Raw genomic sequence first — 11,290 nt, forward strand, 5'->3', positions numbered from 1 at the left:
ATGCCCAATGCCCAATGCCCAATGCCCAATGCCCAATGCCCAATGCCCAATGCCCAATGCCCAATGCCCAATGCCCAATGCCCAATGCCCAATGCCCAATGCCCAATGCCCAATGCCCTAAACCGGCACTTCTATCCGCATTGCCCGTGCTAACTCTGCTGCCACCTCTGGACGGGAAAATTCTGGTGGGGGTAACTCACCGCGCCGCAGCATTTCTCGGACTTTTGTTCCCGATAGATGGATGCGTTCTTCTGGTTTGCTGGGACTAGTTTTAGATGTTGCCATCTGCTTAGTGCGCGTGCAGTAGAAAGCGTGTTCAAATTTCATCGGCACAATCCCCAATTCACTTGGCGCAAATTCATCAAAGATGTATTGAGCATCGTAAGTGCCATAATAGTCACTAACGCCAGCATGATCCCGTCCGACGATAAAGTGAGTACAGCCGTAGTTTTTACGGACTAAAGCATGGAATATGGCCTCACGAGGCCCAGCATAACGCATTGCGGCTGGATTTATTGCCAAAATTACCCGGTTTAAGGGGTAGTAGTGTTCCAGCAAAATTTCATAGCAGCGCATCCGCACATCTGCGGCGATATCGTCTTCTTTTGTCGCCCCGACTAATGGGTGCAAAAATAGACCATCAACGATTTCTAAAGCGCACTTTTGAATATATTCATGGGCGCGGTGGATGGGGTTGCGAGTTTGAAAGCCAACGATGGTTTTCCAACCCTTGTCTCTAAATAGTTGCCGTGAGGCAGCTGGATCAATTTGATAAGTGGGAAACTGGGGATGAGGTTCGCGTTGCAACAACCAAATATCACCCGCCAGATGTACATTACCTTGGTTATAAAGTACCTGCACGCCGGGATGTTTGACATCATCAGTGCGATAGACATTTATTGCTTCGCGGATTTTGTCGTAGTTATATTTTTGCGTCAGTTGCAAAACTCCAATAAATTCGCCTCTGGAGTTATCCAGACGGATTAAGCCGCCTTCTGGCAACGGGGAAGCTACTTCTTCGCTTACTGATAGTGTAATCGGTATTGACCACACAAGACCGTTGGCTAATCGCATTTCTGTAACAGTGCGATCGTAGTCTTCTTGGTTCATAAAACCCGTGAGTGGACTAAAAGCACCGATCGCAATCATTTCTACATCAGAAACGGCGCGATCGTCTAGTTGCACTCGCGGCAAAAAGTCAGCTTTTGAGAGAAACTCTGCTCTTTGTTCTGGTGTGGCGATACGGTTAACCAACTGTCCACCGTGCGGGGCTATAGCATCTGGATTGTGACTCAACGTAATCCCCTCTTTGTATTATTTGTATTAACTGTTATTGTTTCAGATTATGTACTAACTTATCAAATGCTGGTACTGAGAAAAAATAGTTTAGGGAATGGAGGAAAATTTTTGCAACTAGCCTTGAAGCGATCTGATTAGGTTACGCTAAAGCTAATCCAGCTTCAAGTTTCAGAATAGTTCCTTTATAAGGAAAATGCTTATGACTGCTGTATCCCCCGTTGTTAAACCTGTTAGCCAAATGCGGCTAGCGCCTGGTAGTACAGTGAATATCGAGGATATGAGTTGGGAGGAATTTGAGTCTATTTTGCAAGAACTGGGGGAAAAGCGATCGCTACGAGTTGCTTACAGCAAGTCTACGTTAGAAATTATGGTTCCTCTACCCGAACACGAAAAATCAAAGGACTTAATTTCGGATATTGTCAAAATCTTGCTGAAGATCGCAGGGAAAAGTTATGAACCCTTCGGTTCAACCACCTTTAAGCGGGAAAATATAGCGGGGGTAGAACCAGATGCTTGCTTCTACATCCAAAATTACCAAAGAATGATTGGTCGTCGCAAACTGGAACCAAACGATCCGCCTCCTGATTTGGCAATTGAAACAGATGTGACATCAAAAACAACTCTTGATGCTTACGAAGCGATCGCTGTTCCAGAACTATGGATTTACGATAGTAAAAAGCTGAGGATTTATTTACTCAGGGATGGACATTACATCGAATCTGATAACAGTCCTAACTTTCCAAATATCTCTCTACCTCAAATCGTTGCCGCTACAGTTGAACGCGCTTGGCAAGTAGGAATCGTACAAGCTTTGAAAGAGTTTGAAGGGGCATTAGATAGAAGTAGTTTTTGATAGAGAGTACGTAGATTTAGTTCGCCGCAGGTATCGCTTTTGCTCATTGAGCCTGCTATGGCAATAAATGGCATAAATTGCCATAAAATAATATTATCAAGAAAAAATTAGGGAAGTAGTGCCAGTGAAAAGTATAAATATATCTCTCCCTGATGTGATGCGGACTTATATAGCAATACGGTTGGGTTAAGGCTAAAACTATGTTACAAAGTCAATTTTTTTAACGAACCGCCAAGACGCCAAGGACGCAGAGAGAAGGAAGAAATGCTTAACTGAACTGTATTGACTTATATAGAAGAGAAAGTGGCAACTAGTGGTTACAGCAGCGTCAGTGAATATTTCCGTGAGTTAGTGCGCCAAGACCAAAAGCGTCAAGCGGCTGAACGTTTGTCAGCGATGCTTTTAGAAGGTCTAAATTCTGGGAATGCAACTGAGATGACTCCTGACGATTGGGAAGATATACGCCAAGCTATACGGGAAAGAATCGCCAAGCATAAAGGGTCAAACCAAGGTTAATCAGTAATGATTTTAGTCACTTTGAAACTGCAAATATTCCAAAAGTAGTAACCGCAAGTAATCTAACGTTCTAATATAACTCTTTATCTGTTCATAATTGCCATTACTGCCAAAATAAAAACTCGCAATCTGAGGTATATTTAAAACTCGCATAGCTTGTAATTGCTCAATTGCCTGGTCTTGATTGACAATTTGACCTGTGCTTTGAATTTGACTTGCATACCCTCTGAGATTTACTGTTAAAAGTTCAAGTTCTTCTAAAAGTGAAAACTCTTCATCTTCTGCTGGAAACTGAATAGAAATTTCTTGTCGTTCGCCGCGTGTATTTTGATAAGTATTAGTCAACTGTGCTAATAATTGAATAATATTTTTCTTAATCAATTCTTGCTGATTTAAAATTGCTTTAGTCATTATTGACTCCATAAGTAACTATCTTTTCAGTACCATATTGGTCAGGTCTGACAATCAGATATTCATTGCCTTTACGGTATACAGCTGAACTATCTCCACGATATCCAGTTTTCGGAACTCTAATCGCTCCTTTTTTATTAAAGTTATGAGCTTTGCGTAGATACTTTAATGGATCAATTCCTTTTCTATTAGCATGGTCTAAGATACTTTGGGCAACACTGCTATAGGTCGCAGCATCCCACTCACTGATGTATTGTTGAATCTCTCTCGTCTCTGTAGAAGTATAGCCTTCTAATAGCTGTATCAAAAACTGGTCAGAGATAGGTTCTTCCGGCATATATCCCATTTAAAAATAAAAATACCCCTCCTTACAAGCGCTACGGTGTACACACAAGTCTGAAGTTGTGTTCAAGAATCTGGGTTTTACTCCACCCTAACCACTGCTTGAATTCAATGAACGATACCTCAAATTCAATAAACGACCACCCGAATTCAATAAACGACCACCCGAATTCAATAAATGACCACCCGAATTCAATAAACGACCACCCGAAATCAATAAACGACCACCCGAATTCAATAAATGACCACCTGAATTCAATAAATGACCACCCGAATTCAATAAATGACCACCCGAATTCAATATATTTATTGCATAAATTCTCAAAACCTCACCTGAAACCTGATTTACTAAGGTTTCAGGTGAGGTTTTACCCCACCCTAACCATCACTGCGATTAAGTAGGTAATCTTTGGGATTTAAGAAGAAATTCGACTTGTGTGTACACGGTAGCCTTACAAGCGAGGAAGGGTAGTTTTGCTTTATCCCAAAATAGGGTAAGAGTTCTTATTAACTAAATTGTTCAATAATTCCGCCACCTAACACTTTTTCCCCGTCGTACCACACCGCCGCTTGTCCGGGGGTAATGCTGAATTGGGGTTCATCAAACACCAAACGCACACGGGAGTTTTCCAACGGAATCACCGTCACTGGTGTAGGCGTTGAACGATAGCGAATTTGCACTTCGGTATGAATTGGGGTGGATGGTTCAGCAATGGAAACCCAATTTACCCGTCCTACATTGCATTCTGGCTGAGTTATCTTAGTGCGATCGCCTACTACTACTTTATTATTTTTCGCATCTAATTCAATCACATACAACGGTTCGGCAGCAGCAATCCCCAAGCCTTTGCGCTGACCAATGGTGTAGTGATGGACACCATCATGCTGTCCCAAAATTTTGCCTGTAACATCGACAATATCGCCTGTTTTGGGAGCTAAATATTTATCCAAAAATGCCCGCATGGAACCGTTAGTTTCCACTAAGCATAAGTCTTGACTTTCTGGCTTGTCAGCAGTTTTCAGTCCGTATTCAGTTGCAATGCGGCGGGTGTCAGTTTTTTCTAGTTCGCCCAGAGGAAATATCGTTGCTGCAAGTAAATCTTGAGACAAATCATAGAGGAAGTATGACTGGTCTTTGTTGCGGTCAACGGCCCTTAATAATTGGTAACGTCCAGTTGCTTCGTTATGGCTAATTCGGGCATAATGACCAGTGGCGATGCGATCGCACCCCAATTCTTCACGAGCATACTGCACCATTGGCCCAAACTTCACCGTTTTATTACACTGAGAGCAAGGCAAAGGCGTGATCCCAGCACTATAACCACTTACCAGGTAATCGACAATATGCGTCTGAAAGACATCTCGAATATCCACAACCTGATGGGGAACGCCCAGTTGTTCACAGAGTTCAGCCGCGTCGATCATACCTTCAGAGCAACATTGACCTTTGCCTTTCATTAGCCAAAGAGTCAAACCAATCACTTCATAGCCCTGATGGTGCAGTATAGCTGCTGCGGTGGAACTGTCAACGCCACCAGAAAGACCAACGACGACTTTTTTCATACATTGCACGACACGATAGCTGCGTGGTTGTCCAATTGTAGCACACACTCTTTCATTGCCTTGCTAGCAAAGCACTTCAGTTTCTGAAGAAGTAAATAGAGATTAGACCTCTTGCATAAATCAAAAATAAAGAACCCCACCCCGCATTTGAGTAAAGTAAACGCTCCCCTCCCCGCAAGCCTACCGTGTACACACAAGTCTTTTAGAGTGGCTCCACAGACTTTTTTTTAATCCCCCCAACTTCTCTTAAAAAACGAAGCTGTTTCATTCCCTCAAAGGCTCAAAAAAGACTTGGTTGTGAACGAAAAGACTTGTGTTGTGAACGAAAAGACTTGTGTTGTGAACAAAAAGACTTGTGTTGTGAACGAAAGTACTTGTGTTGTGAACGAAAGTACTTGTGTTGTGAACGAATGGACTTGTGTTCTGAACGAAAGTACTTGTGTTCTGAACGAATGAACTTGTGTTCTGAACGAATGGACTTGTGTTCTGAACGAATGGACTTGTGTGTACACAGTAGCCCCGCAAGCGGGGAGGGGTTCGAGGTGGGGTTTGCAAGAGGTCTATTGTTTTTCACTCCGTCATCATCGAAGAGAACTGAGAAACCATTCTTCCCCTGCTCCCCCATCAGCCTTATCTAAGATTAATTACAGATGTATTTTTTGCCACGCAGATGAGCTAATTTTACCTTAACGCTATATAGTTGCTACAACGGTGAACTAATTAGTTCTTGGTGGAAATTGCCTAAAAATACTTTGACTACTTTTTAAAGTACTATGTCGAGAGGAATACCAAGTAAATTTATCCCATTTCAGATGCTGCGTCGAAGTTCTAAGGGTTGGAAGCCCACTAAAAAATTTCTCCCCTTGTTAATGGGAGGATGGTTACTGCTGATTCCCAACAACAACGTGCTACTAGCTCAAGGAGCCGATGAAATTTTACCGCCACCGCCAATTCCCTTTGGTCAACAGCCATCACCACAGTTACAACCGGCGGAACCATTACAGGACAATCAGTTTGGGCAGGATTTTCAGCCCTCCCAACCAGTACAAAACAATCAATTTGAGCCGAACTTTCAGCCCTCTCAACCTCCACAGTTTAGTCAATATAACCAGAACTTTGAGCGCTACTTAGTTTACGTAGATGGTAGTGATTTCCAGACGCTACAAGCAATCCGTCAGATTGAACCCAGTGCTTACATTCGCCAATACCAAGGCCGGAATGTAATTCAATCAGGTGTTTTTAACAGAGTATCTAACGCCCAACAACGGGTGAATGAGTTACAGTCACGAGGTATATATAACGCCCGAATTATTAGCTTCGCTAACGGACAGGAAATATATGTAGGCAATGGAAACTTTGGAGGCGATCGCAATAATATAAATCCTCCCAAGCAAGCCTCTAGATATTATGTCGTTATTCCGACCACTCAAGAACAATTACCTGCGATCGCAGAACAAATTAGGCAGAATCTAACCCGATTTAGCCAAGATTTAGGACGATCTGGCGGAGTCCTCGAAAGGACGCAACCACGAGGTCCACACGTAGCAGTAGGGCCTTTCTCTGATCGATTCCAAGCTGGGGAATGGAATAAATATCTGCGAAATATAGGATACAAAAATGCCAGGGTTTACTACGGCAAATAAATAAGTTAGGAGTTGGGAGTTGGGAGTAGAGACGCGATTAATCGCGTCTGTACAGGAGTTAGGAGTGAGATGACATCCCTAGTAGATTAATTGGCGTTGCTGATTCCATCTATGAAAATGATTTTGCATAATACCAAAATCCTTGTAGAGACGTAGCAGTGCTACGTCTCTACATCCAGATTCATATTTCAATTCAGCAACGCCGATTAATTTTATCTAGATTGAGTATTGCGATCGCAAATGATGAACCCGTGTTTGGCGAGATAATTCTGGATGTATTTGATCTCAATTCTTCACTCCTAACTCCCCACTCAGTACAGACGCGATTAATCGCGTCTCTACTCCCCACTCCCCACTCCCCACTCCCCCGATTCTTAACGCAGGGATTCAATAATTACTGCTGTTGTAATTAAACACAACAGCATAATTCCCAGTGGAAGCAAAAACTGTTGTAAAAGGTACAGCAGTATGGGTATGATTTGTAATATACCTAAACCAATGGATAGAACATAAGCGATCGCAATGCCAACTAGCACCAGCAAGAAATATTTCAAGGATTTAGAAGCAAAGCGAAATAGAAGCGTATCTTGATTTGAGTCCATAATTTTACTCACGAAAATAGCCGACTTTTTTGCAGTGAATATTATTTTTGATTTCCCATTTCCCATTTAAAAAAGAAGGCTATGGGAAATCATGCCTACCCTGAAGATTAGTTTTACACCTGCATATTCACCTTAGTTGGTGAATTATTCAAAGACTGTTCTTGCCTTTGTGGATTGTTTTGCTTTTCATAATTAGCTAATAGGTGGAACGAAATAAACAAGCCCAACAATAGCAGCAAAAACGAGCCGAAGCCAGAGGAATACTTATTTATTTCTCGCTCGACACCACATTTGAGACAAACATATCTATTGGGATTTCGTGTATCTTGGGCAAAGGGGCACTGATTTTGATTGCAATCATGATGACAATCTCTGTCTAACATCATTGAACCTCCTGTAGGATAATGACTTACATACTGAGTTGTAAATATGCTCTACAGAATCTAGTTAGTTAATACCCACTGCCTGTTTAGTAGCCACCACTTTCATGAGTCATTAATATCGGACAGTAACAAGTAATATCTGTGATTTACTAAGCTTGCAGTAGTAGCGCTCTCTAAATCTCTCCTCAACCACCTTTTATTGGCGCTTAACTTAACTTCGCCTGTATTACCTACAAGACTAATACAGCCCAAGATGCTTTGCAGTAGGATAGAGTAGCTTCTTACAGAGTAGGAAAAAGTATTTTGTAGTATCAAGAGTAGGAAGAAGTAGTAAAAAATATGGTTATAATGAAGTAAAAAGGATACATCAAGTTTACAAATGGGTGTAGAAGAGGCCTTAGAATTTGTAGATAACTTGGTTTTTCTCACGAAGAGACAACACCTAGATAAAATTCAAAGGATTATCTTGCGTAATGTGTGGGAAGATGAAAAACGGACTTACCAAGATATCGCTAATAGCAGTAGTTATACAGAAGCGCATTTTAAAGCAGTTGGTGCAGGACTTTGGCATCTATTATCAGATGTGCTAAAAGAGAAAGTCTCAAAATCAACCTTTAAAAGTGTGGTTGAGGGATTTTGGACAACTCAACAGACTCAAAAAGTTTCCCAAATTCCAAATTCAGCGAATAATAGCAATAAACCCCAAGATTTAGATTTTAACTTTGTCGGGCGCGATCGCCAAATAGCCGAACTCCATAGCCTTGTCAGTCGGGGAGCAAAAGTTATTCTCATCCAGGGTAAAGGCGGTGTTGGTAAAACAACTTTAGCACGCAAGTATTTTAAAACTCAAAAGTTTAATTTTGTACTGGAACTGTGGATGGCCACAGAAATCCAAAACCTCACTCCTGTGGAAAGTGTGGTTGAGGAATGGCTGCGGCGATACTTTAACGAAGAACCGGGACGCGATTTTGGTATCAGCTTAGAACGACTACGGCGGAAACTGCGAGAGCAAACTTCTAAAATTGGGATATTTATCGATAATTTAGAAACTGCTCTTGATAAAAATGGCAAGTTCCTAGAATATCGTCGTTCTTATGTTGAGTTATTGAGAGTATTAGCAGATATAGATGTGCATTCAGTTACATTAGTCACAAGTCGTGAGCGTTTGCGGGAGTCTACTGTAGAGGTTCATCTCTATGCACTTGAAGGTTTAGATGATGAAGCTTGGCGACAGTTTTTCAGTAGTTGCCACATCAATTGCGATTGTACTATTCTCAATGAAATGTGCAGAGCTTATGGAGGTAACGCCAAAGCAATGCAAATTCTCCGAGGAGCAATATTGACAGATTTTCATGGTGACATCCACGCCTATTGGCAGGAAAACTGTACAGATTTATTAGGAGAAAGAGAGTTAAAAGACTTAGTCACCACCCAATTTACCCGTCTCCAAGAACTTGACTCAGAAGCCTATCGTCTCCTCTGTCGTTTAGGATGGTATCCTTATCAAGATATTCTGACTTCAGTACCTATTGAGGGAGTTTTATGTTTGCTTTGGGATGTAGCAGAAGAAAAACGTAGATGGGTGATTAAAGCTTTGCAAGATTTGTCTTTAATAGAAGCGAAAAAAGGACAATATTGGCTGCATCCTGTAATCCGTGATGAAGCGATTAGTAGGTTAAGGTTAGTTAGTGAAGAATGGGAATTAGTAAACCGAAAAGCCCCAGAATTTTGTAGGCAACGAGTTGCAGCGATCAAAAATATCACAGATGCTTTAATTAGAAGTTTATTATAAGACTACATCTAGCTTTTCTAGTTGATCCCAACTGACGTTATACAGCAAAACATAGGAAGTCTTTGGAGTGACAGGTTTGGCGATGACTGGGGAATTCATGGGGCGATCGCTCCTAGAGAGGTCTATAAGTATTACGGTATAGTAATTCTAGGCAAAATAAAGCGATCGCTCCTAGAGAGGTGTTATGTCCCTAACGCTTGAAGACTTGGAACAAATGCAGCAACAGCATCCCGACTATCGCATGGAACTAGTCAAGGGTAATATTATTGTTATGAGTCCATCAGGATACGAATCAGATGAGGTCGCAGCTGAAATGGTAGCCCAGTTACGTAACTGGGTTAGACCGCGCAAACTGGGACGAACAGCAGCTTCTAGCGCCGGGTTCAGGTTGCCTAATTCCGATTTGCGTGCACCGGACGCCTCATTTGTTATAGCCGAACGCTTGCGTCGTAGTCCGAAGTCATTTGCTCAATTGGCTCCCGATTTGACTGTAGAGGTGAAGTCCCCTAGCGATAATTTAGACGATCTCAGAGCCAAAATTAAAGAATTTCTGAGTTTGGGAACTAAGGTAGGAATTTTGCTCAATCCAGATGAGCGGATTGTTGAACTTTATAACTTTGGACAAGAAGCAATAGTACTTCGTGATGGCGATATTTTAACAGTTCCCGAACTGCTCCCAGGATGGGAAGTACCAATTGCAGATTTGTGGCCTCCAGAGTTTGACTAGGATAGTGGAAACAATTCAAAATTCAAAGTGACGCTCGCGGACTCGCTAACGCTGCGCTAACAAAGTTCAAAATTAAACACATTTTCAAACAGGGATTTAAACCCCGACTGTAGCAAGATCCCGCAGGGGAATTGAGACTATGTGTAGACGTAGGGGACTTAAACCCTTTAGTTTACAATAAAATTATCAAAATTTGGCAACTGCGATAGTGATTTAGTCCCGGATCAACTAAGGGACGGTAGAATATACCTAATTTTCGTAGCTTCAAAAGCCAAAATATGACGATGCATTCTCTACTCCAACGTGCATTTACTAACCGCCGCGTCCTGAAAGTGATTAGCGGCTTGAATAACTTCGACATCGCTAGCGTCGCTGCTACTGTTAAAGCTGCTGAATTTGGCGGTGCTACTTTTGTTGATATTGCCGCCGACCCAGCTTTGGTACAGTTAGCTAAAAGTTTGACAAATTTACCAATTTGTGTATCAGCAGTAGAGCCAGAGAAATTTGTGCAAGCTGTAGCAGCAGGTGCTGATTTAATTGAAATCGGGAATTTCGATTCCTTCTATGCTCAAGGACGCCGCTTTGAGGCTCCCGAAGTGCTAGCACTGACTAAGCAAACCCGTGCTCTCCTCCCAGAAATCACCCTATCTGTCACCGTTCCCCACATCCTGGAACTAGATCAACAGGTACAGTTAGCAGAAGAACTGGTGAAAGCTGGAGCAGATATTATCCAAACCGAAGGTGGTACTAGCAGTAACCCAGTTCACCCTGGAACTCTAGGATTAATTGAAAAAGCTGCTCCCACCTTGGCAGCAGCTTTTGAGATTTCCCGTGTGGTGTCAGTACCAGTATTGTGTGCTTCAGGTATTTCTAACGTTACCGCACCGTTAGCGATCGCAGCTGGTGCTGCTGGTGTTGGTGTTGGTTCCGCCATCAACCAACTCAATAGCGAAGTGGCAATGATTGCGGCTGTGCGTGGCTTGGTAGAAGCCTTAGCAACTGCTAGCAACCGCGCGATCGCTTAGTTTTTAATGGGGAGTGGGGAGTGGGGAGTGGGGAAGAAATCTTTTTCATTTTTGGTTGTGGGATTTTTTGATTATGGACTGACTTGAAAGAGTGTTGAGTACTGAGTTAGTTATTAGAAGTTATTAGTTATTAT

13 protein-coding genes are annotated in these 11,290 nt (G+C 42.2%); 6 read left to right on the forward strand and 7 right to left on the reverse strand.

Features of this window, described 5'->3' with window-relative positions:
- Positions 1 to 117: 117 nt before the first annotated feature.
- On the reverse strand, positions 118 to 1,296 hold the full coding sequence (gene sat, locus LC574_RS08425) for a sulfate adenylyltransferase (protein ID WP_229452836.1): 1,179 nt from the start codon (positions 1,294 to 1,296) through the stop codon (positions 118 to 120).
- A gap of 202 nt (positions 1,297 to 1,498) precedes the next feature.
- On the opposite strand from sat, the gene LC574_RS08430 reads away from it, so the two are divergent.
- Both LC574_RS08430 and LC574_RS08435 read left to right on the forward strand, forming a co-directional pair.
- Positions 1,499 to 2,152, forward strand: a complete 654-nt coding sequence (locus tag LC574_RS08430) for a Uma2 family endonuclease (RefSeq protein ID WP_229452838.1) — start codon at positions 1,499 to 1,501, stop codon at positions 2,150 to 2,152.
- 282 nt (positions 2,153 to 2,434) lie between these two features.
- Entirely contained in the window at positions 2,435 to 2,668 is a 234-nt protein-coding gene (locus tag LC574_RS08435) for a type II toxin-antitoxin system ParD family antitoxin (RefSeq protein ID WP_229452840.1), read from the forward strand.
- Positions 2,669 to 2,680: 12 nt separating this feature from the next.
- On the opposite strand, the gene LC574_RS08440 is transcribed toward LC574_RS08435, so the two are convergent.
- From LC574_RS08440 to mnmA, 3 genes are all read right to left on the reverse strand, one after another.
- A complete protein-coding gene (locus LC574_RS08440) occupies positions 2,681 to 3,079 on the reverse strand; it encodes a hypothetical protein (protein ID WP_229452842.1) in 399 nt (132 codons plus the stop codon).
- A complete protein-coding gene (locus LC574_RS08445) occupies positions 3,072 to 3,416 on the reverse strand; it encodes a hypothetical protein (RefSeq protein ID WP_229452844.1) in 345 nt (114 codons plus the stop codon). Before LC574_RS08445 ends, LC574_RS08440 begins: the two co-directional genes overlap by 8 nt.
- 512 nt (positions 3,417 to 3,928) lie before the next feature.
- Positions 3,929 to 4,984: a tRNA 2-thiouridine(34) synthase MnmA gene (gene mnmA, locus LC574_RS08450; protein WP_229452858.1), complete on the reverse strand. Its 1,056-nt coding sequence runs from the start codon at positions 4,982 to 4,984 to the stop codon at positions 3,929 to 3,931.
- Between the two features lie 773 nt (positions 4,985 to 5,757).
- Here mnmA and LC574_RS08455 point away from each other — a divergent pair.
- Entirely contained in the window at positions 5,758 to 6,627 is an 870-nt protein-coding gene (locus LC574_RS08455) for a hypothetical protein (protein WP_229452845.1), read from the forward strand.
- A gap of 193 nt (positions 6,628 to 6,820) precedes the next feature.
- Here LC574_RS08455 and LC574_RS08460 read toward each other — a convergent pair whose 3' ends face one another.
- The 3 genes from LC574_RS08460 to LC574_RS08470 form a co-directional block, all read right to left on the reverse strand.
- Entirely contained in the window at positions 6,821 to 6,976 is a 156-nt protein-coding gene (locus LC574_RS08460; protein ID WP_229452847.1) for a hypothetical protein, read from the reverse strand.
- A 25-nt stretch (positions 6,977 to 7,001) separates the two neighbouring features.
- Positions 7,002 to 7,229, reverse strand: coding sequence for a hypothetical protein (locus tag LC574_RS08465; RefSeq protein ID WP_229452849.1), 228 nt, complete (start codon positions 7,227 to 7,229; stop codon positions 7,002 to 7,004).
- Between the two features lie 113 nt (positions 7,230 to 7,342).
- Positions 7,343 to 7,615, reverse strand: coding sequence for a hypothetical protein (locus LC574_RS08470; RefSeq protein ID WP_229452851.1), 273 nt, complete (start codon positions 7,613 to 7,615; stop codon positions 7,343 to 7,345).
- A gap of 376 nt (positions 7,616 to 7,991) precedes the next feature.
- Here LC574_RS08470 and LC574_RS08475 point away from each other — a divergent pair, with 376 nt between their 5' ends.
- The 3 genes from LC574_RS08475 to LC574_RS08485 all read left to right on the forward strand — a co-directional run bounded on the left by LC574_RS08475 (position 7,992) and on the right by LC574_RS08485 (position 11,156).
- Positions 7,992 to 9,404 (forward strand): ATP-binding protein, encoded by a 1,413-nt coding sequence (locus tag LC574_RS08475; protein ID WP_229452853.1) that lies wholly within the window; start codon positions 7,992 to 7,994, stop codon positions 9,402 to 9,404.
- A gap of 184 nt (positions 9,405 to 9,588) precedes the next feature.
- The gene (locus LC574_RS08480) at positions 9,589 to 10,131 is read left to right on the forward strand and encodes a Uma2 family endonuclease (RefSeq protein WP_229452855.1); all 543 of its coding nucleotides are present in this window, start codon (positions 9,589 to 9,591) and stop codon (positions 10,129 to 10,131) included.
- A gap of 278 nt (positions 10,132 to 10,409) precedes the next feature.
- Entirely contained in the window at positions 10,410 to 11,156 is a 747-nt protein-coding gene (locus LC574_RS08485) for a DUF561 domain-containing protein (protein WP_229452857.1), read from the forward strand.
- Positions 11,157 to 11,290: the final 134 nt, after the last annotated feature.

The sequence above is a fragment of the Nostoc sp. CHAB 5715 genome, from assembly GCF_020829685.1.
Taxonomy (GTDB): Bacteria; Cyanobacteriota; Cyanobacteriia; order Cyanobacteriales; family Nostocaceae; genus Nostoc.

Coding starts and splice junctions, on each gene's coding strand:
- LC574_RS08430 (WP_229452838.1), top strand. CDS start 1,499: ATGACTGCTGTATCCCCCGTTGTTAAACCTGTTAGCCAAATGCGGCTA.
- LC574_RS08440 (WP_229452842.1), bottom strand. CDS start 3,079: ATGACTAAAGCAATTTTAAATCAGCAAGAATTGATTAAGAAAAATATT.
- LC574_RS08445 (WP_229452844.1), bottom strand. CDS start 3,416: ATGCCGGAAGAACCTATCTCTGACCAGTTTTTGATACAGCTATTAGAA.
- mnmA (WP_229452858.1), bottom strand. CDS start 4,984: ATGAAAAAAGTCGTCGTTGGTCTTTCTGGTGGCGTTGACAGTTCCACC.
- LC574_RS08455 (WP_229452845.1), top strand. CDS start 5,758: ATGTCGAGAGGAATACCAAGTAAATTTATCCCATTTCAGATGCTGCGT.
- LC574_RS08465 (WP_229452849.1), bottom strand. CDS start 7,229: ATGGACTCAAATCAAGATACGCTTCTATTTCGCTTTGCTTCTAAATCC.
- LC574_RS08470 (WP_229452851.1), bottom strand. CDS start 7,615: ATGATGTTAGACAGAGATTGTCATCATGATTGCAATCAAAATCAGTGC.
- LC574_RS08475 (WP_229452853.1), top strand. CDS start 7,992: ATGGGTGTAGAAGAGGCCTTAGAATTTGTAGATAACTTGGTTTTTCTC.
- LC574_RS08480 (WP_229452855.1), top strand. CDS start 9,589: ATGTCCCTAACGCTTGAAGACTTGGAACAAATGCAGCAACAGCATCCC.
- LC574_RS08485 (WP_229452857.1), top strand. CDS start 10,410: ATGACGATGCATTCTCTACTCCAACGTGCATTTACTAACCGCCGCGTC.